Raw genomic sequence first — 23,785 nt, forward strand, 5'->3', positions numbered from 1 at the left:
CCTGTGGCCCCGTTTCGTAACCCGAGGCAACCGTGGAGCAGACTTAGGCGGGTGACCGTCAACAAACCCCGCCCCGGCCTCGCGATCGCTGCGCTGAGCCTCGGCACGGCGCTGAATCCGCTGAACTCGTCCATGATCGCCGTCGCGCTGGTGGTCTTGAGGGAGCACTTCGAGCTCGACGTCGCCACGGTCACTTGGGTCATCACCTCGTTCTACCTCGCGTCCGCCGCAGGTCAGCCGCTCATGGGCCGGCTCGCGGACCGCTTCGGTCCGCGCCGCTTGTTCATGTTCGGCATGGCGTTGGTCGCGGTCACCTGCGCCATCGCACCGTTCCTCCCCAACTTCGCGCTGGTCTGCGTGGCCCGCGCGCTCATGGCCGTGGGGACAGCGACGGCGTACCCGTCCGCCGTCGTCATGGTTACCGAGCTGAGCCGGCTGGCTAACCTGCCGTCCACGCGGCCGCTGGGCCGGATCCAGATGGCGAACACCTCGGCCGCTGCCGTTGGACCTGTAGTGGGTGGGCTGTTGGTGAGCCTGGTGGGGTGGCAGGCGTTGTTCGCGATCAACGTGCCCATCGCATTGCTGGCCATGATCGTGGTCTACAAAGTGGCGCCGGTGGATTCCGGGCGCGAGACCGGCAAGCTTGGCCGGTTGATCCGCGATTCCGATATCCCCGGCATCCTCGCCTTCGTCACCTCGCTGATGCTCGCCATGATGGCGCTTCTCAATGTGATGCCCGGCTACCGCTGGTACCTGCTGGGCGCCGCAACCGTGATCGGCGCGCTCTTCGCCTGGCGCGAGTTGCGCTTCCAGCCGCCGTTCCTGGACCTTCGATTGCTGGGCCGGAACCGTCCGCTGCTGCTGGTCTACCTGCTGTTTATCGTTTTCAGCGGGGTCTATTACTTCGCGTTCTTCGGCCTGCCGCAGCTGCTGCAGGAGGCAGGACAGTACGACGCCGGTGTGGTGGGCCTGCTGATGCTGCCCCTTGCGGCGTTGTCGGTGGTGGTGACGCCATTGACGGTGAGGTTCATTGAGCGGTTTGGCGTGCGCCCTGTGCTGATTACCGGCGTCCTGATTCTGACCGTTGCGGCCGGGACGCTGGGATTCCTGACGATGACGCTGTGGGCTCCGCTGGTGTTCGTGCTGACGGCGCTGATGGGTGTGCCCTATGGCGTGGTGAGCACTGCCTCCAATCAGGGCCTGTACGTGTCCGCCCGTCCCGAGGAGAGGGGAGTGGCTGCCGGAATCTTCCAGACGTGCCGCTACCTCGGAGCCATCACGGCCACCGTATTGATCGGTGTCCTCTACGGCCCGGGCGTGAACCAGGCCAACTGGGGAATCATGGTCCTGGTGATGCTGGGACTCAGTGCTGTGGTGCTGGTGCTGGCTGTCATGTGGCGGAAGCCCGGGGTTTAGGGATTCAACGGGATCAGCAACGCCACCGCGCCTGCGATCGACAGGGCTGCGCGCAGGTGGTTGGCCGGAACCCAGCCCCGCAGGAACTGGTCCCAATCCTGGCTGGAACCTTGGGCCAAGCGGTTGTTGAGCGGCACATTGATCGCCATGGTGGAGAGGAATCCAGCCAGGCAAGCCGCGGCGCCGGCCACCCGGAGCGGCGGCTGGCTCCCGGGATCGACGACGGCGGCAATCACCACGCCGGCGGAGGCGGCAGCCGAGCCGAAGAACAAGATCATGAACGGCGGGGTTACCGCCTTCTGGTTGATGGAGTTCATGGTGCTGGCCGCTTCACTCGCGGGCCGGTGGCGAAGGGCGGGCATCACGAGTGCGGAGAAGGCGAAGTAGAAGCCGCCCACCAAGGCCGAACCAGTTCCGGCCGCTACGGGAAGCCAGGTGCTCAAAGTTGTCATGCCTCAAGAATGCCTTCGCCGGCGTGGACGATGAATAGTCAAGGGTCCACTTTTCATACGCTGGCGTCTAAGCTGGCCGCATGGACCCACTCTCGCAATTCCTCACCGGTCCTCGGGCGCAGGCGGCATTTGCCCTCCGCGTGGTGATGGATCCGCCCTTCGCCATTGACGTTCAGGACCAGGCCGCCCTGACAGTGATCGTCATGGTGAGCGGTGAAGCTTGGCTCACTGCCGACGGCGCTGAACCTCAACTCCTCCGGCAGGGTCAGGCGGCGACCGTCCGTGGGCCGGAGTCGTATATCGTGGGTGATGCTCCCGGCAGGGGCGCCACCGTGGTCATCGATGCAGACCAGTCCTGCCGCACCCCCAGTGGCGAAAAGTTGGAGCTCACGTTTTCCCGGGGTGTGCTGACGTGGGGCAACAGTGCCGTCGGCCAAACAGTCCTGCTCATCGGCACGTACCAGTCGCCGGCGGCTGTGGGCCAGTTGGTCACGTCTGTGCTGCCCCGGCTGGCGGTCTTCGGGGAGGAAGACCTCGACGGCGGCCTGCTGGGAATGCTGGAACGGGAACTCACCCATCGACGACCCGGACAGGATAGTGCGCTGGACAGGGTCCTGGATCTTCTCCTGCTGAACCTTGTGCGTGCCTCCGTGGACCGGGGAGACGCACCTCAGGGAACGTGGGCAAATGCGACCCGCGAACCTTTGGTTGCCCAGGCCCTCGAACTCCTGCACCAGGCGCCGGCGGCTCCGTGGACCGTGGCCGGGTTGGCGCTTAGGTGCCACGTCTCCAGGGCCACCTTGGCCGCCCGGTTCCGTGCCGCCGTCGGGCAGTCGCCCATGGCGTACCTTAGCGCCTGGCGACTGGCGCTGGCTGCCGACAGGTTGGCCTCCAGCAACGCGACTACTGCAGTCATCGCGGAGGAGGTTGGCTACAGCAATGCCTTTACGTTCAGTGCTGCGTTCTCGCGTGAATACGGCGTCAGCCCGAGCGGCTACCGGCGGTCCGCGCAGGCGGCAAGCGGCCGAATGGAAGGGGCGGGTAAATCATCTGCAGGGGACCGGCGCCGGTGAGCGTCGGGAAAGCTGCCGCCGAGAACTGACTTCGGCCGCGGGGCCTGTGGGACTAAACATTGACTAAATAACTGAGTGCGCTCATAATTGAGTTAAGTCAGTAAATAAGTCATTGGAGAACCCGCATGAAAGCCTTCGTCCTCAAGCAGTACAAGGAACCCCTGCAGCAGATCGACGTCCCGGAGCCGGTGCTCGGCGATCACGATGTGCTGGTCGAGGTTCACGCGGCCGGCCTGAACCAGCTGGACGAGAAGATCCGGCAAGGGGAGTTCAAGCAGATCCTCCCGTACAAACTGCCGCAGGTTCTTGGCCACGATGTTGCCGGTGTGGTCCTGAAGGTGGGGCCGAAGGCGCGGTCTTTCACGCCCGGTGATGAGGTCTTCGCTCGTCCCGGCAAGGACAGCATCGGCACGTTTGCTGAGCGCATCGCTGTCGCCGAGGAAGACCTCGCCATCAAGCCGGCCACCATCAGCATGGAAGAAGCTGGCTCACTTCCTCTGGTGGCTTTGACGGCGTGGCAGGCGCTGGTGGAGCGCGGCAACGTTGGCCCCGGCCAGAAGGTCTTCATCCATGCCGGCGCCGGGGGAGTGGGCTCCATTGCCATTCAGCTGGCCAAGTACCTGGGCGCAACGGTAGCCACCACGGTCAGCGCCGGGAACAAGGACTTTGTTCGCGAGCTCGGCGCTGACGTGGTGATTGACTACCGGACCGAGGATTTCGTGGAGATCCTTCACGACTACGACCTCGTCCTGGACAGCCTTGGCGGCGAGAACCTGGAGCGGTCCTTGAAGGTCTTGAAGAAGGGCGGCAAGGCTATCGGCATCGCTGGGCCGCCGGATGCCGGCTTCGCCCGACAGCTGGGTGGAAACCTCGTATTGCTGGGTGTGACGACCCTGCTGAGCTCCGGTATTCGCCGCAAGGCCCGCCGCCTCGGTGTCAGCTACGAATTCCTCTTCATGCAAGCGGACGGCAATCAGCTGAGGGAAATTGCTGCGCTCATTGATGCCGGCCACATCAAGCCGGTCCTGGGCCGCGTGGTGCCGTTCGAACAGACGGCCGATGTCCTTGCTTCCCTGGAAAAGGGCGGCGTCCGCGGCAAGACCGTCGTCAGCCATCTCTAACCACTAACCAACACCCCGACAGGACAAACATCATGAGCAGTGAACAGTATTTTCAGGTACCAGCGAAGACAGTGACGGCAGGCGGCGTCACCTACGCGTACCGCGAGATGGGGCCCAAGGGCGGGGTTCCGGTGGTCTTCCTGATCCACCTCGCCGGGACCATGGACAACTGGGATCCGCGCATCATCGATCCCATCGCCGCGAAGCACCACGTCATCACCTTCAGCAACCGAGGTGTGGGTGCATCCACGGGGAGCGTTCCGGACAGCATTGAAAGCATGGCCGACGACGCCGCTGCCTTCATTCAGGCGCTCGGTTATCCGCAGGTGGATCTTTTCGGATTCTCCCTCGGCGGCATGATCGCCCAAGCGCTGGTCCTCAAGCACCCGGAGCTTGTTCGCAAGATGGTGCTCGCCGGCACCGGCCCTGCGGGTGGGGAAGGCATCCAGAAGATCATCGGGATCACTTACTACGACGTTCTTCGGGGCACCCTCACCCGGCAGGACCCCAAGGAGTTCCTGTTCTTCAACAGGAACGCAACCGGTAAGCCCGCCGCCCGGGCATTTATTAATCGACTCAAGGAACGCACCACCAACCGGGAGGCACCCTTCAAGCTCGGCGCATTCCAGACGCAACTGAAAGCCATCCGCCGGTGGGGACTGTCGCCGTCGGCCGATCTGGGTGTCATCACCCAGCCGACGCTGATCGCCAACGGTGACAACGACCGCATGGTGCCCTCAGTGCTTTCAAGCGACATGCACCGCCGGATTCCCGGCAGCGAACTGGTGATCTACCCTGACTCCGGTCACGGTGGCATCTTCCAGTTCCACGACAAGTTTGTCCCTGTGGCCCTCGAATTCCTGGGCCGCTGATGTGGCGCCCGCTGATACGGTAGCTCCATGCAGCCTGCGCCCCAGACCCTTGGCCGACGTGAGCGGAATAAGCAGGAGAAGCTTGACCGCATCACCGCGGCAGCCCGTGAGCTTTTCACCCAGTACGGAGTGGATGAGGTCACCACCCAGCAAGTAGCTGAAAAGGCCGACGTCGGTTCGGGAACCTTGTTCCTGTACGCGAAGACCAAGGCGGAGCTGCTTCTGCTGGTGCACAACGTCAAGTACGCCCAAGCATTGACCAAGGGAGTAGACGCGGCGGCCGCTGAAACTGAGGTGGTTGATGCGGTGATGGCCATCATCCGGCCCATCATCGAGTGCAACCGCGTCCAGATCGAGAACGGCCGGACTTACCTGAAGGAGATTGTCTTCGGGGATCCCGCCGAGCCGCACCACGCAGAAGCGTTGTCACTCACCGTGCGCACCGAAGGGGCCATTGCCGACGTCCTGGGCCGCGACGAGCAACTGCTGGCCCGCGACCCCGCGAAGCTGGCTCGGATCGTCTCCGCGATCATGTTCATCAGCATGACGTCCTCGGCCACCAAAGAACTGACAGACGCCCAGGTTGGCGACGGGATCCGGGATCAGATCAGCGTGCTCCTGGGCGCCTGACTTCTCAGCTTTGGCTGGCCTTAGCGGTTGAGGAACGCCTCGTGCTGGCGGTGGGCTTCGGTCACTTGCTCGCGGATCTTGTCCACGTCCTTGGCCTTGTTCCGGTACTTCAGCGGCATCTGGACGATCTGCGCTTCCTCAGCGGTTAGCGCACGGTAGATGCGTTCGCGCTCGTTGGCGTCAGCGGTGTAGTCGAGGTCCAGGTAGTCCACGGCGTGGCGGCGGGCGTTGTTGATGGCCGTCTGGGCCTTGCCCGCTGGGCTGATCAAGGAGAGCACCACGGTGACGATCAGGACGCCGATGATCACGCTCAGCGAGAGGCCGGTGGTGATCTCAATGACGTTGACGTGTTCGCCGTCGTTGATGAACGGCAGGTTGTTCTCGTGCAGGGCGTGGAGGATCAGCTTGACGCCGATGAACGCGAGGATGGCTGCCAGGCCGTAGGAGAGGTAGATGAGGCGGTCCAGCAGGCCGTCGATCAGGAAGTAGAGCTGACGCAGTCCCATCAGTGAGAACGCCGTCGCGGTGAAGACGATGAAGACGTTCTGCGTGAGGCCGAAGATCGCCGGGATGGAGTCAAGCGCGAACAGGATGTCCGTGCCACCAATGGCCACCATGACCAGGAGCATGGGAGTCAGGGCACGCTTGCCGTTGACGGTAGTGAAGAGCTTGTCGCCGTCGTATTTATCCGTGGTGTGGAAGAGCTTCTTGGCGAGCCGGATGATGAAGTTGTTGGCTTGGCCGTCACCGTGGTCGCCGGGCTTGAGCAGGTTGCCTGCCGTGAGCAGCAGGATGAGGCCGAAGATGTAGAAGACCCACGCGAACGAGTTGATCAGCGCGGCGCCCAGGAAAATGAAGCCGGTGCGGGCGATCAGCGAGAACACGATGCCGAAGAGCAGGACTTTTTGCTGATCCTCACGCGGCACCCTGAAGCTCGCCATGATGATGAGGAACACGAACAGGTTGTCGACCGAGAGGGCCTTCTCCGTGATGTAGCCGGCGAAGTACTCGGACCCCATTTGGCCGCCGCCGAAGATCAGCACCAGGACGCCGAAGAGCACAGCCAGGCCCACGTAAATGGAGGACCAGATGGCCGCTTCCTTGAGGGAGGGGACGTGTGCCTTACGGATATGGAAGAAGTAGTCGAAGGCCAAGAGCGCCAAAATGACGACGATGGTGATGCCCCAGATGAGGGGAGAGACGGTCATATGATCCTGCTTTCGTGAGGCGCGCGAGTGGTGTTGCTCACCGAGGGTCAAACTCTTGGAATCAAATTTACCGGGAGTGGTGGGGCGGGCGCTAACTAGTTCGTCATGGGAAAGTACTTGACAACATGGAAAGTACTTTCCTATGTTTGGGTTATTGATCCGCACAACTTTGGGGGAAACCATGAACGAGACCACCGGCAGCATGACACCAGCTGAGGCACGCGAACTTCTTGCGAGGGCCGACTCACTGGGCACCGCGTCAGTCAACGCGGCCGCCTGGCCAGCGGCCGTCACGTTCACCAGCCTCGCGATCATGGGGTCACTGCTCATGATGGGGATGCACATCGTGCTTGTAACTGGATATGGAGCCCCTTTGTTGGCCTGCTCAGTGGGTGCCTGGGGTGCCATCACCGCGTGCATCTGGCCCATGTTCCAGCGGTCCACCAAAGCCGGATTCACCAGGCGCTTCCTGACGTCCCTGTTCGCGTATTTCGCGCTGTACGTTGTAGCCCTGGTGGTTGGTGCCTACTTCTTCCGCGACGGAAACCTGTGGTTCTTCATCCCTGCAGCCATCGCCTTGGCCGTCATTGGCCTCGCCGCCGCCTTCCGTGAGTTGCGCGCATGAGCACGCCGGCGGAACACCCGCGCCACCAGCTCAACGAGGTAGTGCACTCACCGGTCCGGTTCTCCATCATGGCTGCGCTGGCAAAGGCGGAGTCGTTGGACTTCAAGGACCTGCGCGACGCCATCCAGGTCAGCGACTCGGTCCTCAGTAAGCAACTGGCCATCCTGGAGAAGGCCGAGTTTGTGAAGATCAAGAAGAGCTTCGCTGGGAAGTTTCCGAGGACTTCCACGAGTTTGACTGTTGCGGGGCGGGACGTGTGGGCGGCGCACTTGCAAACGCTGCGGGAGATTGCGGGCGGCTGACGGTGTCTTGTTAGTGCACGACGGCGGCTGGTTGCGTGGGTGGGTCAGCTAACCTCCTGCGGCCAACTGCCACTCGTCCTGGTTATGCGGCCTGTGCCAATGCTGACGGGGCTCCCCGGATTCGCGGACTACGTCGTTGAGCCAGAACGTGGTGTCGGGGTTCCATCCGGCGATGACACTTGCCGTTCCTTCCACAGGGTCCACGTCGAGCGCCCGCCCAGCAAGGTGCAGGTAGCCGTTGATGGGGAGGTGCACAGCGTCCCAACGTGAGCTTGCCCGTTCCCAGTCGGGGATGACCCAGCGGCCATGGCGGCCAGTGGTGCGGAACCAGTCGTGCCTACGAGACGCAGTCACCTCGAGTGGGAACATCCTGCACAGCTCGATCCAGACCTCTGCCGACTCGATTTCCAGGATCCTGCCTGTTCCTGCGACAGGGATGGCGGTGGCGTTCTCCCACCCCAACGAGTCCTCCACCAGACTCAGCCCCTGGGGAATCTGCCCGGTTGACTGCATGAGGTTGTGGGGTATCGACCACCACTCGCCGCCCACGTTGGCCCTGATGTCTGCAGGGCGTTCCCATGCAGCACGGACCTCTCCGCTTCGTTGATTGCGCGCCCACTCTGCCAGCTTCTGACGGGGATTTCCGGCGAGTGGCGCAGGGTCTCCCGCCGAACGCCAATCGATGCTCCACTGCCTCACCTCAGCCTCAAGGGTCCACGATTCTGCCGCAGAGGTCCCGAGAACGCCCTCCGCGACGTGGCATAGGGCATTCTTTATCTCGGGTGCGGCGGCGAGGACGTCTTCGCCGTCGGGCTCCTGCCAGTATCTGGCGGTATCCACGGCGCGTTGTAGGGCGTGTTGAACCAGCTCGTCCGTGATGCTCCGAAAATCCAAGGACCTGATCAGTGCCGCGAGCTCATCCACGGTCGGCTCCGGCGGGGGAGGCGGCACCTCTCCGGAGGGATTCATGGTCAACAAGACTCGTGACCTACCGGCACCGGGATCGAGGTTGTATCCGAGGTGGAAGACGGCGATCCGGATGTCCTGGTCCATTTCCATCGCGAGTTCAAGGCAGAGGCGTCGGCCTCGGGGCCCATTTAGCAATTGCTCGATGTCCGGCTCCATATCCTCGTCCTTGCAGCTGATAACCCTGGCACGCTGAATCACGACGCCGGAACCCGCCTTGCTGCCGGCAGCTTGCCTGACGCTTGAACATGCTTTCAATGGGGTTACTGTGTGTCCAAACCCCAAGTTGTGAGACCGCCGCCGGGGCAAGAAATCAAGAGCAACGCCTCTGGCCCATTGAGCGTCCAGGCTTCGTACTGTTCATCTGGCGAAACCTCAACGGTGCTACCGTCGGCGAAGTCGACATGTAGGCTTCCGCGGTCGTCAGCGAACCCCGCCGTGACTGAGGAACGTGCGATCGAGAGCGCAGGCCCCAGCTGGGAAGGTTCTCCGGCGGGATTAAGGCGGTGACTTAGGCCGGAAGCTGACTTGTAAATGAACTTATTCTCGACCCTGAGGACAATGCCGCCCTGCGTGTGAATGCTGAAGGCATAGTCGACCATGCAACGGACAACGTCGTCCGGTCCGGATGTCGTTGGCCATGTCCAAAGCACATGTGAAGGTTTCACTGGTTCGCCGCTCCTGGTCGCATCCACTTCTGAATCTCCGGCCCGGCTGCATCCATGAAGCTCATAACCACCTGCCTGGCGTCGGGTTCCCCACCCCACCCGTCGTACGCATCATATGCGTCATCAAGCTCAACCAACTCCTGCGCGATGGGGTGGCCTTCGTGACCGACAACCCGGTGCGCCCACGACGCGAGTTCCCGTACAGGCATGGTTCCCTCGATGGCTTGGCTGGCGTAATAGTAAGCCGCTACAAGCTGGGCATGGTCTTTTGTCATGTCACCCGTCGCCACGCCAAGCTCCTTGAGAGCATCGTCGATGAGGACCCCAAGCTGGAACACGTTGATGTGCGCCGAAACGCCAGCAAGCTCGCGGAGGGCTCGGCCGTCGTGCCCATCGACCAGGGCATCCGTCGCAGCCGAGATGGCCGCTGCAGCAGCATTCTGCCCGATTAGCCACGAAGCGCGTGCGGCAATCAGGGCGAGAGTAGCTGAGCCCAACACCTAGAGCGTCTTCCTCAGGCGCGTGCCACTACTCAAACCAGCCAGCCGAGGCTTCGCGTACAGCCACACGACAACACCGAACAGCGGCACCACAAAGAACAGCATCACCCACATGATCCGGGCAGCTTGATCCAGACCGTCCTGACGCAGGACATCGAAGATCGCCCAAAGGTTCGCTCCCATGACAAACACCGCGGACAGTCCCGCCAGCGACGCCAACACCCATTCCCAAGCTTCCATGTCATCCCCCTGAACCAGCAGCTTCCGTACAAAGTAGCACTCGCGCTGCAGACGTTCGACGGCGGAGCCGCCTTGGGTGCCTGCCGCTTAGTCGCGCTTCGGTTGGGTCAGATCAGCGCTGTCATGACGTTCCAGCCTTCCCCGATCTTCTTCCGTGGTTCGAGGTTTCGGCTACCAACGCCGGGGTAGAGCCAGAGGTCTCCGTTGGCATCACGGGCGATGATTTGTGAGTAGCCCGGATAGTGGCCGTCGAATCTTCCCGTGGAAACGATCGCTGTCATGGCATTCCAGCCTTCGCCTACCTGCATTCGGGGCAGCCACCCGCCCTTGCCGTCGCCGGGGTAGAGCCACAGCCGTCCGCTGGTGTCACGTGCCATGACGTCCCTTTTGCCGTCCTCGTTGAAGTCACCGCGGCCGATCAGCGCGGTCATCACGTTCCAGCCGACACCGATTTGGAGGCGGGGTTTCCATCCCCCGGTGTGATCGCCGGGGTACAGCCAGAGCCGACCTTCGACGTCTCTGGCGATGACGTCGGCACAGTAGTCGCCGTCGAAGTCGCCAGGACCCATAATGGCGGTCATGGCGTTCCAGCCGACGCCGACCTTGGTCCGTGGTTTGAGGTAACCGTAACCGCCGGGGTAAAGCCACATGTCGCCGTTGGTATCGCGGGCAAGAATGTCGTCGTTGAACTCGCTTTGGAACTTGCCCGCGCCGATGATTGCGGTCATCACGTTCCATCCTTGGCCCATCTTGAAGCGGGGCTTCTTCCAACCGCCTTGGCCGTCACCGGGATAAGCCCAAAGGTCGCCTGCGGTGTCGCGTGCGAGGACGTCGTCGTTGTAGCCCGTGTTGATGTTGACGTAATCCCAGTTGTTTGTTGGGACATTTGCTGCGCGTGCGCCCGGCTGGCCTGCCTGTGCTGGAAAGGCAGCTGTGCCCAAGAGCAATGCCGCGGCGGCGGCCAGAGTTGTCCCTATGAAAAGTGGGCGCCTTCGATTGTCGGATGTTTTGTGGCAGGAATTTTTGGTCGACTTTGATCGGAACATCACTGTTACCCCCAGTAGCAACGTGGATATCAAACGATTCACCGGAGCATAGTCGTGTTGGGTGGCTTTTGTTAGGGGGTGGGTGGTTCGGCCGGTCCGTTACCGATCGCCGGGTAACGCCGCAGTCCGCATGTTCATACCTGTGCATTTCGTTGCCACAAACGCACACCCCGCAAGAAACTCCTTGAGGAAACCCACTCAATGAGGAGCCCCACTTGCACCCACACCCCATAGCCAGACGTCTGGCAGCAGTAGCCGCATCAACCGCATTAACGGCAGCGGCGCTGGCAACCGGAATCGCAGCCAGCCCAAGCGCAACCGCAGCCGAACTACCCCCGCCACCCACCGGCGTCGTCTATGCCAGCGACGTTCCGTGGTCGAGTATGACCAACGGTTGGGGACCGGCGGAACTGGACATGAGCAACGGTGGCCAAGCGGCGGGCGATGCGAATCGCCGGCCGTTGACCGTCGGCGGCACTGTGTACCCGAAGGGCATTGGTACGCACGCAGCGTCGTCCATTACCTACAACCTTGGCGGCCAATGCCGGCAGTTCCTCGCCCAAGTTGGTGTGGATGACACTCAGGGTGACCGCGGTCGAGTGGACTTTAAGGTATTGGTTGATGGCATCGAGCGCTTCGCGGGAGAGCGAAGGGGGACGGACGGCGCCCTGCCCGTCAACGTGAACCTGCAGGGCGGCAGCACGCTGCAGCTCAAGGTGGAGACCGGCCCGGAGGGGAACGGCAACGATCACGCCGACTGGGCCGATGCCAAAATCAACTGCTCGGACGCGTTCATCGCAGCACCGCTGCGGGTCGAGGGCTCGGCGGGGACCAACCTCAACGGGCTGGTCCCCGGGACGCCAGCTACCGTCGTCGTGCGTGACCTCAAGCCGTTGAGTCCCGTCAGCCTGAGCCTCCGGGGCGAAAAGATGGCCGACGCCGTTGCTGACGCCACCGGCGCGGCCGCCATCACCTTTGTGGTGCCGGCCGGAGCCGCAGGCGGGGCGACAGAACTGGTCGCCACGGGCACGGGGCCGTTCGATGTGGCCACCACGGGCAGGATCGGCGCGTTCATTGTGCAGATCAGCGATGCGAAGTTCTATGTGGACTGCTCGGCCCCTGCTCCAGGTGACGGCAGCCAGGCAAGCCCGTTCAACTCGATGGCCCAGGTGAACGGCCACGGCGCGTTCAACGCCGGCGAGTCGATCCTGTTCCGAGCCGGCACTGACTGCACCGGCGCACTCACGCCGGCGGGCACCGGCGTCGCGAACCACCCCATCACGCTCTCCTCCTACGGTGACGGCGGTAAGCCGACCATCAACGGCAACGGCGCGGTTGCAGCCATCCAGATCACTAACGCCAGCCATTGGACGGTGAGCGGATTGCATGTGGTGAACCCGTCGGACACCCCGGTGCGGAGGGTTGGGATCCTTTTCGAGAACACAGGTGCGGCGCAGACTGCCGGGATTGTGGTCACGGGCAACCATGTGGAGGACGTGGCGGCCTGGCGCAATAAGGCTACGAACGGCGCTGGCTTTGCGCAGTCGGCCGGCATCATGGTGCGCACGTGGGGCAAGGGATCGGTGGACGGCATCACCATCACCGATAACGAGGTCAACGACGCCGCCGGCGGTGGTGTGAAGATCTCCGCTCCCGATACCACCGAGCGCTACAACACCAAGGTCTACGTTGCCCGGAACGAGATCCATGACGTGGGCGGCGACGCGATCGTGATCCATAACTCGGATGCTCCGCTCATCGAGCACAATAGGGGCCTGAACCTCGGCCAGGGCGCCCACCCCTATGAGGGCGGCAACTTTGCGGGCATGTGGCCGTACAACTCCAAGAACCCGGTGTTCCAGTTCAACGTGGTGGGCAACAGCACCACTTCCACGTACGATTCCACCGCCTGGGACTGCGACATGAAGATCGTGGGAACCTGCCTCTTCCAGTACAACTACTCGTACGGGAACGCCGGCGGCTTCTACCTCAACTGCGTCTCCAACTGCGGTGGAGGCGCAACGGCGGCGAACGTGGTGCTTCGTTACAACATCGCCCAGGACGACTGCCGTCTGGGCGGCAGCAGCAGCGGTACCGGCAAGCACTACGTCTACAACAACACTTTCTACTGCCCCTCGCGTGTGTTTTTGGACGACATGACCGGCCCACGCGAGGTGCGGAACAACCTGTTTGTGGCACCTGGTGGTGTCCTCAAATCGTCTGCCGCTGTTTACGCGAACAACGCGTACTTTGGTGGGATCCTGCCGCCCTCGGGGGAGACTGGTTCGGTGCTGGGTGATCCTAAGTTGGTTGCCGGTGGCAGCGGCCAGACAACACTGGATGTTCCCGGGTACCGGCTTGCTTCCGGGTCTCCGCTGATCGGTGCCGGTGTTGGTCTGGCCGACGACGGCGGCAGGGACTTCTTCGGTAACCCCACCTCTGGTGCCGGTTCCGTCGGGGCTCCGAACATTGGTGCTTACCAGGGACCTGGTGTTGCTGTTGCTCCTTTGCCATTTGCTTCATTGGTGAATCAAACCTCGGTTGCGAATTCGGCTAATCCCCGGAATGGGGCTGTTACGTCTGACCGTCGGACGTTCTCTGAGGAGGCGTTGGCTGCTGCCGGGCTTGTGAGCGGGAAGCCGTATTCGGCGTTTGGCGTCTCGTCCGTGTGGCATCCGACGGCTGTGGGGACACCGGACACGTTGAAAGCCGCTGGTCAGAAAGTGGCTCTTTCGGCCCGCGGGCGGACATTGTTGGTGACGGGATTCTCCACAGGCAACGTGACCTCCGGAGTGGCGACAGTTCACTTCACCAACGGGCAGAGCAGGACCGTGACGATTTCGCTGCCGAACTGGCGCACCGGGGTTGCTACGGATTCTGCGGTGGTGGTGGCTGAGTCGGCGTATCACCAGCGGCACACGCAGGCTTACATCGGCGGGCCGTCTACCGTGGTGCGGGTTGATGAGCCGGCCCGCGTCTTTGCCACGAAGATCGACATTCCCCCTGCTTTTGAGGTGTCCAGCGTGACGTTGCCGCAGGGGAGCGCACTGGTGAACGAGGGGCTGAACATCATGGGTATTGCTGTGGGGAATGTTCCGCCTGGTTTGAGGTAGTTTCGTTGGTTGCTTGAGAGCCGAGTGTGGGATCCGCTGGAAGGGCGGATCCCACACTTGTTTGATTCTGCTTCGAGGCCACCACCTAGACGCTGCGTTTCACCACTCATTCTTGGGCTTTTCGGCACCTAATTTGGCACTGGCAGCACCTAGTTTCGGGGATTCCGCCACCTAGAGGGCGTTTTGCGGGCGCAGGCTGAGCGAGTCAGAGCAAGATCGTTCTTCGTGAGGAGTAATCGTGATCCTGAGGCGCATCAGCACGGCAAGAAAAAGCCAGTCCAATCCCCCTAAAATGTCCGTCTCCTGGAGAAAACGGGGACTTCAGATAGCTGCCGTCATATTGACCACTGCAACGCTACTGGCGTCAGTTCCGCTGGCGGCACATGCCGCTCCTCCGGAACCTGTAGCGTCTCACGACAACAAGACTGTCAGCACATCGACTCTAGTTGTGAACCCAGATCGCGCTGCATCTGAAGAACTCCACCAAGCCATTGAAAAGGTAAAGGCGCAGGACCCGCTTGGGTTTGAAGTTCGGTTGAACCTCATCACTTCGTCTAAGGCAGTATCCAAGTACCTGAAGAGTTTCAAGGGTCTCGATAGAGATGTCCAGATCGAGGGCATGGCGGCATCGATGCCAACTGATGCCCTCACCGGGATGATCGATCTGATGGAGAAAAAGATCTTAGAGTACAAGGTCCGGCCCGCTTCGGACTCAAGCAACTGGGTGACAATGATCGTCAACAAGGATGCTATGGCGTCGTACACCAGCGATTCCGGAACCCCCACGACTTTTGGGTGGGGTTCCTTTCCGCAGTGCCCCTCAGCGTGGGCAGCGTTTTGGGCTTGGTTCGCCTTCAATACCGCCTTCTGTGGACCCTTTGCCGCCTATCCTCCAGCGGCAGTTGCCTGTGCTCTGGGGCTTGGCTTGGCTGGGATGATAGTCGACTTCAATAGAGGTTGCTGAAGGGCAGGTAGGAGTTTGAGTAGGGCCAAGCAATACTCAGTTGTTTTGTCTCTAATTATGGGAATTGGCGTAGCGGTCGTGGGGCTGGTCCCCGGTTGTCTGGTTTTCCTCGCTGTTCTAGTGCTTCTCGGCCTTCTCGTGGCTGCGACGATCTACTACAAACGCTTGCGATGGGTCCCGGTCAAGAAGGGACAACCGTATTCTGCCGCTTTGGGTGGGGGATGCATGATGGCGATGATTTCAGCGCTACTTCTCAGAGGGTATGAATGGAGTTCCGTTCTGGTTCCCCTGCTCAGCCTGGCCGTCTCCATGGCTGTGCATAGGTGGCTGAGGAGGTTCGGGCACTTCTCCGACCCAGACGATGGTGGTTCATCAGAATCTGGAGTGCCACAGTGAGGAGCGCTGGGGCGTCGAAGATCTAACCACCAGAGCGTATTCATCGTCTTAGGGGGAAATGGTGAGCAAGGTACCGCATCCACTGCAAATTGTGATGTTCTTCGTTATGGCCCTCAACTTCGCGATTTGGCAGCCTTTCGCGTGGTGGCGTGCCTGTGCTGCTGTGCTCATGCTGGGGTTCGGTTGCTACGGCGTTTATGTGTTGCGGCGGAGCAAACGTAGAGAAACCAGCCAGGAGCCTAGCGAGCTTGAGTGACCGGGAAGTTGATGATGGCCTGTGGACTGACGTCTGCAGGCCATCTTGTTGTTAATGGGTGTTTTCGTCGGGGCGAAGGCGATTCTGCAAATCGGGGTCACCGAAGCCGGACACGAATCCGAAGTCGTGTTCTCCGTTCTCCGGTGGGATCTCACGCTCCAGTTTCAGTGCCGTCGTCGGCGTGAACAGCGTTTTCGCGATTCCGCTTTCTGTATCGAAGGTGAAGGACCCGAAAATTGTCCGGTCCACCCTGTGCCTCAGCAGGAGTGTCGTGTCCGAGCCGTTCACTTCACAAGCGACAGGGTGGTAGTCGTCCAGTTGCCGACCCCATATGGGCAGGGAGAGCGGGAACGAAAGCTGGACAGCTTCAGGAAACGAGAACGGGATGCGTTCAATCGAGAGGCCGTATGGATCATCCACGCCGTCAGTCTGGATTATCAGTCTTCGGGGGTCGAACGTTCTCGTAGCCCCATCAGGCAACTCGGTCGCAGACCAGATGAAGGCCCTTGGGTGCACCGAAATGGTATGCCTCAGCAAGTGGTTGCCGCTCTGGCAGTACGAGGTGCCGGTGTAGGCGCTTGCCTGTCCGCCGCCCAGCGCTTTTCCGATTGCGATCGCCAGTTGCTCAGAGGAAGTGTCCACGCCTCATCCTCGCATGGGTGACGCTACCCGCTTAGGAGGGTTCGCCGTCGTGGTTGGTTAGCAGGAACTTTCGCAGAAGGTTGGCTAGCTGTGTTCGCTCAGTCTTGGACAGGCCCTCGAGCATCTTCTGCTGGTTCTCGACGTGGTGCTCCACCACGTCATCAACCAGGGCGAGTCCCTCTGGCGTGAGGCTGATGAGTAGTTGCCGGCGGTTCTCAGGGTTGGTCTCGCGGTGAACCAGGCCGCGCGATACCAGCCGATCTACGCGGTTGGTCATGGCCGCCGAACCGATCATGGTGAGGCTGGCGAGTCGACCCGGCGTCAATGGCGCCTCGGCCGCCGACCGGCGCAGTGTTGCCAGGACGTCGAACTCCCAGGGCTCCAGTCCGAACTGGTTCATGAATTTCTGCACGTCCAATGAGGCGAGGCGGCTCGCCCTGTTGAGCCGGCCCAGAACGCCCATGGAGCTGACGTCCACGTCGGGTCGCTCCTTGTTCCACTGCTCAAGAATCATGTCCACTGCGTCGCGGTCCATCGTCCTCCAATGCTTGACCTCAAACAGTACAGCATCTACATTGTCTTACATCAAATAGTTCGATATCGAAATGTATGGAAGTGAAAGATGAGTTTATCTGCAGCGGTTGCCAGCAGGGCGGGAGCTGGGGCGTCCAAGGCATCCCCTCGCGACCTCTTTATCACCGCCCTTGCCCCGATGGTTTGGGGATCCACCTACCTGGTGACCACGGAGTTCCTCCCCGCCGACCGGCCGCTCCTGGCCGCAACCGTGAGGGCCCTGCCAGCTGGGATCGTGCTCATGTTGGTCACCCGAACGTGGCCGCGGGGGAGTTGGTGGTTCAAAGCTGCGGCGCTGGGCGCGCTCAACATCGGGCTGTTCTTCTTCCTGCTGTTTTTCACCGCGTACCAACTGCCGGGTGGGCTCGCAGCACTGGTCATGTCCATCCAGCCACTGTTTGTCCTCTTCCTCGGCGTGCTGTTGCTGGGGGAGAGGATCCGCATGGTGCACATCATTGCCTGCGGGGTGGGAGCCGCGGGTGTCGGCTTGCTCGTCCTGCGATCCGACGCGTCGCTGACTCTTGTGGGTGTGCTCGCCGGGATGGCGGCGGCGCTGAGCATGGCGGCCGGCATAGTTCTCACCAAACGCTGGGGAAGGCCCGACGGCGTGGGGCTGCTTGGGTTTACCGGCCTGCAGTTGGCGATGGGTGGGGTGATGCTGCTGCCCGTGACGCTGATGGTTGAAGGGCTGCCGGGATCGGTATCTGGGTTGAATCTGGCGGGGTTCGCTTACCTGAGCATTATTGGTGCGCTTGCCGCTTACGCGGTGTGGTTCCGGGGTATTCAGCGGCTGCCAACGATGGTGGTGTCGTTCCTGGGATTCCTGAGCCCGCTCGTGGCGACGGTGCTGGGGTTTGTGTTCTTGGGCGAGTCGTTGTCAGGGTGGCAGATTGTGGGGGCCGTGTTGGTGCTGGGGGCGGTGGGTTTGGTGCAGGGGGCGGGGACTGCAGTTGCTCCAAAACTCCATCGAAAAGCCGAGGCGCTCAGTTGATCAGTAATGGCCGCATTCGATTGTGAATCCACGACGATTTCGTTGCCGAATGTGTGCATTCCACCGGCAGTGGAAGTCTCATGGGCATTGATGTGAGAATCTGCCCCCGGAATTGGGTGAGTTACCGCTACTTCTAGGCAATCACTGTCTAGCTGAGCTGCCGGTGGGGAACTCTCTCGGAGGTCCCCACCGGGGAGGGGAGTAGCTGGCCTAGCCTTGCTGGGGCGTGCGTATTTAGGCAACCACAGCTGGAAAGACGGTGAGGGATCCATCACCGTGCTGCTCTATTTCAATCGCAACGTCTGAATCCTGGCTACCCGAATTTGTTCCTGCGGTTAGGTCTCTGAGGCGGTAGATGGATTTCACTAGCTTGTCCACTTCTCCGGGTTTGAGCTTAGAAACGTGGAATCCGCTCGGTCTCTTCAACTCGAGGCGAGACAAACTCATGAGCACTGTTGCGATTCTTGACTCTAACTCATCGATATCTTGTTGTGACCTGTTCAGCTTGCTAACAAAGCTTTTGAAAAGACTGTCGGGGTTTCTTTGGGCATGATCTACTGCTTGGAGTACGAGGACTCGACGTTTGAGGGCAATGGCCATCTTGGCAATTTCCACATGTGCTTGAAATGTGCCACGGTCCTTGTCTATTCCAGGAAACGCGTCTGTCAGAGCTTCTAATTCTATTGGACCGTCAATGGAGCCCAAGTCAACTTCCCATTTTTCGAGGCGCTTACGAGCCCTGCTGAACGCCGTGATGATGTCATGAACAGCCGAATCGAGTCCGAGTGATAGCCCCAATTCACCCTCATCGAGAAGAACAGTCGTCGCACCGTCGATCGTGTCGCTGCACGCCTCGAGTGACGCACGCTCTTCCTCCAGTTTGTCTTCCTTTAGCTCTTCCAGGAGTTCCGTAATTTTTTCAATGGCCTTCTGTTTTTGATGATCCGCGTAAGCGGTCATGCCCACTGATACCGCCATGAGGACGAGGGGCGCTGCGACGGTCAGCGCACCTGCGGATGCGACGGCAACGCCTGCTGTGACCGCGGAGCCTGATGCAGCTCCCGCGGCGGCCGCGGTACCCGTGACCGGCACAAACGACGCGTTCGAAACAATACCCGTGGAACTGCGAAGTGCACTATGAATCCCGCCGGCAGCAGCTTTCGAAACCATCGGCTTGACCAGGCCCTGTCCGACCTGCGCCGCGACTTTTGCCGGAACAACCATTCGATAAAGCACCTCGCCCGCACCGGCAGCATTTACAGGTGCTGATTGCGTCGTTCGAGTCACGAGGTGCGCGAGATGTTGTGCAAGCGGGCTGGCGGCGCTGAGCATGACTCCTCCTTGAGAGGAATGCGAAGCAGGTTTGACGTGCATCTCCAGCGTGGCGATCGGGGCGGTGGCCAAAGCCGCGAGGACTGTCCTGAGTTCCGTAAGCCTGGCGGGAGTAAGAGTCTCCTCATCGAACAGATTTGGGATGGAAATGTCTTCCGTTGTCAGCGTCCAAACTGGCACAACTGATTTTCCGTATTCGGTCAAGGCGGCCTTCCTTAGATTAATTTCAGTGACTCTGGGCTACGGCTCTACGCGCCCTACAACATTCATGGTGTCGAATTGCCGACGAGTCGATCATCATTGTCATCGCTCAAGACCATCCCCAGCTCCTTGCCGTGCATCCAAAGGATGACATCCATGGTTCTTAGGTCACAAATACCTTGTTCGATTCCTGACTTTTTCTTGATCGCTTGCAGCCTGGCGGGAAGACCTGAATCGTCAGTGAGGGCGGCATGCCACGTCTCCCATTGACCTTTGGCCGTCGGATGGCCCATGAGTGGGCCCACAACTGAATCGAAGATCGGTATAAGCCGCGGACGTTTTCTGGCCATGATTTTGCTTGCTGTCGTCGGTCCAATGCCCCAGCGGGTGTTTTCGCTCCCGCGCAACAACTGCCACAGGGCACTAGCGGGGCTGTTCGGACCGAGCAGCCTTTCGTAGTCATGAAGCGAGACAGACGCGAGATCCAGGTCGGCCGGAATTTTCTCCAGCAGCCCTGTCACCTCTCTGGTGTTGGCTTCAAGAAGGCCAATTGCTGCTGAAGCGGGTACTTGAACGGAGAGAAATGACACTGCAAGGACATCGTTGGCAGTAAGTGAATTCACGACGCCGACGCGGTCGCCACCGCCGTCCCAGTCATCGAAACGGCTTCCAGTTTGCGGAAGACCATGGCGGTAGAGCTTCGTGTAGTACTTATTTACGAGTGCCGCAGCCTCATCCAAGCGATCAGCTTCAAGTATGTCTGGGAGTTTCAACGTACGTCCTTTTCGGTTGTAAGGAAAATGTTGATCTGTATCTTGCCGCCGGTTCTAAGGGCTCGGTCAGCGAGATCGCTGCCCTGGCCTGGACCGAACCTGGAAGGTGTGACGAATGCAGACGGAACCGTGAGTACTAGCCTCGGCGATCTCCTACAGAGACTGACCGGACGACGTCTTCGTACGTCTGCGCGTGCTCTCCGCAAGCGGCCAAAACTCACCATCAAGATGCCCCCCAATTTGCCTATTCGGCTGTTGTATCACGCTTTCGAGATTCTTTTGCGCCCCGTCCAACCAATGATCGCGGCTTGCGCGGCCAAAAGAGGTCAAGTGCGGCCGCCGTCCCAAGAGGATGCGAGGACTGCGGAGTGGAGGTGACGTCACGACGTAGCGTCCAGGAATACCAGCAAAAGAGTGGTTAGATTGTGTCCGGCCCTCCGCTTGTCAGCTGCGACGCGTCGGGCGGGGAATGGGGAAGCAGCGAATGAGGAGCAATAGTGTCAACGACTGCCACCGAGACCACCGAGTCCGAGTTAAACGTCGCCCCGGGATCGATCGTCCACGTGCGAGACGAGGAATGGCTGGTCACGGGGGCCGAACAAACAAGCGACGGGCTGCTCGTCAAGGTTCGTGGTCTCAGTGAGCTCGTTAGAGACACGACAGCGGTGTTCTTCAGGAACCTGGACGACATTGAGGTAGTCGACCCCGCCAACGCGATACCCGTGGCGGACTCAAGTCCCAACTATCGCCGGGCCCGTCTCTGGCTGGAGTCTACTCTCCGTAAGACACCCATCCCCCAGGACCATCAAGCGCTGACCGTTTCAACTCGCATGCTGGCAGACGACCTCGAGTATCAGCGCATTGCTGTGGCACGGGCACTGGACGCGAGCAACGTGCGCCCACGGATACTCATAGCGGACGCGGTTGGTCTCGGAAAGACTCTTGAGATTGGCATGATTCTCAGTGAACTCGCCCGTCGAGGAAGAGGCGAGCGCGTACTGATCGTCACCCCGCGCCACGTCCTTGAACAGATGCAGCACGAGCTCTGGTGCCGTTTCGCACTCCCGTTCGTGCGGCTCGACTCGACCGGTATCCAGAAGGTCCGCCAAACCCTCCCGGCTACTCGTAACCCGTTTACGTACTTCAAACGTGCCATCATCTCGATAGACACCCTTAAATCCGCGCGCTACAAGGCGCACCTCGGCAAGATGAAGTGGGACGCCGTCGTCATTGACGAATCCCATAACCTCACGAACGCAGGTACGCTTAACAACGACTTGGCCCGTCTGCTGGCGCCCAATACGGAGGCTCTGATCCTCGCATCGGCCACTCCACACAATGGCCGACAGGAATCGTTTGCGGAGCTCATCCGCCTCCTCGATCCGACGGCGATCAGGCCGGACGGCAGCTTTGCTGCCGAGGACATCCAGCGGCTCATCATTCGCCGCCACCGTCACAGCCCGGAGGTCAAGACGGAGGTCGGCGCCAACTGGGCTGAGCGACTTGAACCCGACAATCGCCTAGTATCAGCCAGCTCCGCCGAGAACGCTATAGCTCAGGAAATCGCTGATACCTGGCTTTACCCACAGGCCGGGGACACCCCATACTCGGGTGCCAACAGCTCCCTCTTCCCATGGACTTTGGCCAAGGCGTTCCTCTCGAGCCCTGCCGCTCTCCTTGAATCCGTCAAGGATCGCCTCAAGAAGGTCGGTGAGCCCAAGCTCCCGGCCGAGTATAAAGAGCACGAGGCCCTCCAAACTCTGAGGCAGCTGACTGAGGAGTCTCTCAAGCATCAGTCCGCCAAGTATCAGGAACTCACCGGCTACCTACAAGGAATCGGCGTCGGCCCTCACTCTGACATGCGTGCTGTTGTCTTCGCCGAGCGTGTCCCCACGCTTCGTTGGCTCGCCCAGCACCTTCCCAAGGACCTGGGGCTGAAAACGGAGAACGTCCGCATCCTTCACGGTGGGTTGAGCGACGTGGAACAGCAAGAGATTGTCGAAAGCTTCAAACAGGAAGCCTCGCCCATTCGCGTCCTCGTCACCGGCGACGTCGCCTCCGAGGGCGTGAACCTTCATAGCCAATGCCACCACCTCATCCACTTTGACATTCCGTGGTCACTCATTCGTATTGAGCAGCGCAATGGCCGCATCGACCGCTACGGGCAAAAACACAGCCCGCAGATCACCACACTCCTGCTGCATCCTGACCACGCCCGCTTCCAAGGTGACCTCAAGGTACTCACTCGTCTCATGGAGCGGGAGAATGAAGCTCATCTCGCGCTTAATGACGTCGGTTCTCTCATGGGGCAGCACAGCGTCAAGGCCGAAGAAGAGGAAATCCTGAAGGTCCTTTCCGGCCAGAAACAGGAGAACGAGGCAATCCGAACCGTCAAAGACGTGAAGGAAGGCCAGGACTTGGAACCTGAGGACTTCGGCTTCTTTGACGCCTTCTGGGAGCAGTTGGAGACGGACAACGACGGCGAATCACCTCGGGTGCCGTCTGATGCTGGCGTCGGGCTCTACTCGAGCGAACTTGACTTCCTTGACGATGCCCTCCATGAGGCGTTCGGGAAGCCTGAGGAGCTTCCCGAGACGGGCGGAGGTGGAGGCGTCGCATGGAAGATCCACTCGCAGCATCAAATCGCCGAGCTTGAGCCGCCGCGCGATCTCCAGTTGCGCCTCGCACAGCTTCCGCAGAGCTACCTCGCTGACCGGAAAGTTACCGATAAGCTCAAGCTCGCAACGAGCGCGGAGAAGGGCAAGAGCCTGCTCGAAGAGGCTCGCAACATGATCCCGGCGAAAGGGGAGAAAGCCAGCACGTGGCCTGAGGCCCACTTCCTCGGCCCGCTGCACCCTGTTCTTGAATGGGCTAGCGATCGTGCCCTTGCTTCTATGGCCGGCAACGAGGTTCCCGTGGTCCGCGCCAATGTTGACGATCCGACTGTCCTCCTGATGGGCACACTCATGAACGGCCGGGGGCAAGTAGTCTCCCAAGCCTTTTTCGCCACACAGGGTGGAGCAGCTTGTTTCCCCGAGCAAGTCGAAAGCCTGGCCGACTATTTGTCCGAGATCGGATTCACCGAAAAGACGGTCAACACCGGTGCAGTCGCTGATGTAGATCAATACCGCAGTTATATCGCCAGGGCAGTAACCAACACGCGCGACTCTCTTGACCTTGCGTTCGAGGCGGCCGCTACCGCAGCCTCCAGCCGCCTGAATGAATGGCATGCCCGTGCGGACGCCTGGAGCGTAATCAACGGCCAAGCCCAGCTTCCCGGAATGAGTACCCATCGGCTTAGGGAGAACCGAGCCCGCGTCGAGCGCGAGCAGGAGATTGTGGCCTCCCTCGCTCCGGAGCGTAGCCTCGTCAGGCCGCTGCTCGTCGTCGTGCCCCTGAAAACCCCAGCGGAAGGAGAGCACTGA

Annotated in this window: 22 protein-coding genes; 11 read left to right on the top strand and 11 right to left on the bottom strand. The window is 60.8% G+C overall.

Annotation, left to right across the window (positions count from 1 at the left end; translation table 11 throughout):
• Nucleotides 1-51: 51 nt before the first annotated feature.
• Entirely contained in the window at nt 52-1,416 is a 1,365-nt protein-coding gene (locus tag ACIQLI_RS11340) for an MFS transporter (protein WP_400388248.1), read from the top strand.
• On the opposite strand, the gene ACIQLI_RS11345 is transcribed toward ACIQLI_RS11340, so the two are convergent.
• A complete protein-coding gene (locus ACIQLI_RS11345; protein WP_400388251.1) occupies nt 1,413-1,868 on the bottom strand; it encodes a DUF1772 domain-containing protein in 456 nt (151 codons plus the stop codon). The genes ACIQLI_RS11340 and ACIQLI_RS11345 overlap by 4 nt on opposite strands.
• Before the next feature lie 80 nt (nt 1,869-1,948).
• Here ACIQLI_RS11345 and ACIQLI_RS11350 point away from each other — a divergent pair, with 80 nt between their 5' ends.
• The 4 genes from ACIQLI_RS11350 to ACIQLI_RS11365 all read left to right on the top strand — a co-directional run bounded on the left by ACIQLI_RS11350 (nt 1,949) and on the right by ACIQLI_RS11365 (nt 5,564).
• On the top strand, nt 1,949-2,941 hold the full coding sequence (locus tag ACIQLI_RS11350) for an AraC family transcriptional regulator (protein WP_400388254.1): 993 nt from the start codon (nt 1,949-1,951) through the stop codon (nt 2,939-2,941).
• Nucleotides 2,942-3,066: 125 nt separating this feature from the next.
• Complete coding sequence (locus tag ACIQLI_RS11355; RefSeq protein WP_400388257.1) at nt 3,067-4,062, top strand: NADP-dependent oxidoreductase; 996 nt, start codon at nt 3,067-3,069, stop codon at nt 4,060-4,062.
• Nucleotides 4,063-4,094: 32 nt separating this feature from the next.
• Nucleotides 4,095-4,934: an alpha/beta fold hydrolase gene (locus tag ACIQLI_RS11360; RefSeq protein WP_400388260.1), complete on the top strand. Its 840-nt coding sequence runs from the start codon at nt 4,095-4,097 to the stop codon at nt 4,932-4,934.
• Between the two features lie 27 nt (nt 4,935-4,961).
• Nucleotides 4,962-5,564 (top strand): TetR/AcrR family transcriptional regulator, encoded by a 603-nt coding sequence (locus ACIQLI_RS11365; RefSeq protein WP_400388263.1) that lies wholly within the window; start codon nt 4,962-4,964, stop codon nt 5,562-5,564.
• Nucleotides 5,565-5,584: 20 nt separating this feature from the next.
• Here ACIQLI_RS11365 and ACIQLI_RS11370 read toward each other — a convergent pair whose 3' ends face one another.
• Nucleotides 5,585-6,772 (bottom strand): TerC family protein, encoded by a 1,188-nt coding sequence (locus tag ACIQLI_RS11370; protein WP_400388266.1) that lies wholly within the window; start codon nt 6,770-6,772, stop codon nt 5,585-5,587.
• A 181-nt stretch (nt 6,773-6,953) separates the two neighbouring features.
• Between ACIQLI_RS11370 and ACIQLI_RS11375 the strand changes: the two genes are divergently transcribed.
• Nucleotides 6,954-7,397, top strand: a complete 444-nt coding sequence (locus ACIQLI_RS11375) for a hypothetical protein (protein ID WP_400388269.1) — start codon at nt 6,954-6,956, stop codon at nt 7,395-7,397.
• Nucleotides 7,394-7,699 carry a winged helix-turn-helix domain-containing protein gene (locus tag ACIQLI_RS11380; protein ID WP_400388272.1) on the top strand — a complete coding sequence of 102 codons (306 nt, stop codon included), beginning with the start codon at nt 7,394-7,396 and terminating at the stop codon, nt 7,697-7,699. The genes ACIQLI_RS11375 and ACIQLI_RS11380 overlap by 4 nt, the downstream gene beginning before the upstream one ends.
• Nucleotides 7,700-7,747: 48 nt before the next feature.
• On the opposite strand, the gene ACIQLI_RS11385 is transcribed toward ACIQLI_RS11380, so the two are convergent.
• The 5 genes from ACIQLI_RS11385 to ACIQLI_RS11405 all read right to left on the bottom strand — a co-directional run bounded on the left by ACIQLI_RS11385 (nt 7,748) and on the right by ACIQLI_RS11405 (nt 11,014).
• Nucleotides 7,748-8,824, bottom strand: a complete 1,077-nt coding sequence (locus tag ACIQLI_RS11385; protein ID WP_400388274.1) for a hypothetical protein — start codon at nt 8,822-8,824, stop codon at nt 7,748-7,750.
• 104 nt (nt 8,825-8,928) lie between these two features.
• Nucleotides 8,929-9,432 (bottom strand): DUF6188 family protein, encoded by a 504-nt coding sequence (locus ACIQLI_RS11390; RefSeq protein ID WP_400388276.1) that lies wholly within the window; start codon nt 9,430-9,432, stop codon nt 8,929-8,931.
• On the bottom strand, nt 9,330-9,833 hold the full coding sequence (locus ACIQLI_RS11395) for a hypothetical protein (RefSeq protein ID WP_400388817.1): 504 nt from the start codon (nt 9,831-9,833) through the stop codon (nt 9,330-9,332). Before ACIQLI_RS11395 ends, ACIQLI_RS11390 begins: the two co-directional genes overlap by 103 nt.
• Nucleotides 9,834-10,073, bottom strand: coding sequence for a PLDc N-terminal domain-containing protein (locus tag ACIQLI_RS11400; RefSeq protein ID WP_089594046.1), 240 nt, complete (start codon nt 10,071-10,073; stop codon nt 9,834-9,836).
• A 107-nt stretch (nt 10,074-10,180) separates the two neighbouring features.
• Nucleotides 10,181-11,014, bottom strand: coding sequence for an FG-GAP repeat domain-containing protein (locus ACIQLI_RS11405; protein ID WP_400388278.1), 834 nt, complete (start codon nt 11,012-11,014; stop codon nt 10,181-10,183).
• 320 nt (nt 11,015-11,334) lie between these two features.
• Here ACIQLI_RS11405 and ACIQLI_RS11410 point away from each other — a divergent pair, with 320 nt between their 5' ends.
• Nucleotides 11,335-14,232 (top strand): NPCBM/NEW2 domain-containing protein, encoded by a 2,898-nt coding sequence (locus tag ACIQLI_RS11410; protein WP_400388280.1) that lies wholly within the window; start codon nt 11,335-11,337, stop codon nt 14,230-14,232.
• 238 nt (nt 14,233-14,470) lie between these two features.
• Nucleotides 14,471-15,196, top strand: coding sequence for a hypothetical protein (locus ACIQLI_RS11415; RefSeq protein ID WP_400388283.1), 726 nt, complete (start codon nt 14,471-14,473; stop codon nt 15,194-15,196).
• A gap of 703 nt (nt 15,197-15,899) precedes the next feature.
• Here ACIQLI_RS11415 and ACIQLI_RS11420 read toward each other — a convergent pair.
• Entirely contained in the window at nt 15,900-16,490 is a 591-nt protein-coding gene (locus ACIQLI_RS11420; protein WP_400388285.1) for a hypothetical protein, read from the bottom strand.
• A 31-nt stretch (nt 16,491-16,521) separates the two neighbouring features.
• Nucleotides 16,522-17,025 carry a MarR family winged helix-turn-helix transcriptional regulator gene (locus ACIQLI_RS11425; protein ID WP_400388287.1) on the bottom strand — a complete coding sequence of 168 codons (504 nt, stop codon included), beginning with the start codon at nt 17,023-17,025 and terminating at the stop codon, nt 16,522-16,524.
• Nucleotides 17,026-17,112: 87 nt separating this feature from the next.
• On the opposite strand from ACIQLI_RS11425, the gene ACIQLI_RS11430 reads away from it, so the two are divergent.
• Nucleotides 17,113-18,054 carry an EamA family transporter gene (locus tag ACIQLI_RS11430; RefSeq protein WP_400388290.1) on the top strand — a complete coding sequence of 314 codons (942 nt, stop codon included), beginning with the start codon at nt 17,113-17,115 and terminating at the stop codon, nt 18,052-18,054.
• Between the two features lie 234 nt (nt 18,055-18,288).
• On the opposite strand, the gene ACIQLI_RS11435 is transcribed toward ACIQLI_RS11430, so the two are convergent.
• Together ACIQLI_RS11435 and ACIQLI_RS11440 are read right to left on the bottom strand one after the other, a co-directional pair.
• The gene (locus tag ACIQLI_RS11435; protein WP_400388293.1) at nt 18,289-19,590 is read right to left on the bottom strand and encodes a hypothetical protein; all 1,302 of its coding nucleotides are present in this window, start codon (nt 19,588-19,590) and stop codon (nt 18,289-18,291) included.
• A gap of 62 nt (nt 19,591-19,652) precedes the next feature.
• Complete coding sequence (locus tag ACIQLI_RS11440) at nt 19,653-20,360, bottom strand: DUF6308 family protein (RefSeq protein ID WP_400388296.1); 708 nt, start codon at nt 20,358-20,360, stop codon at nt 19,653-19,655.
• Between the two features lie 497 nt (nt 20,361-20,857).
• Here ACIQLI_RS11440 and ACIQLI_RS11445 point away from each other — a divergent pair, with 497 nt between their 5' ends.
• Entirely contained in the window at nt 20,858-23,785 is a 2,928-nt protein-coding gene (locus tag ACIQLI_RS11445) for a helicase-related protein (RefSeq protein WP_400388299.1), read from the top strand.

Source organism: Paenarthrobacter sp. NPDC091669, from assembly GCF_044756725.1.
Lineage (GTDB): Bacteria > Actinomycetota > Actinomycetes > Actinomycetales > Micrococcaceae > Arthrobacter > Arthrobacter bambusae_C.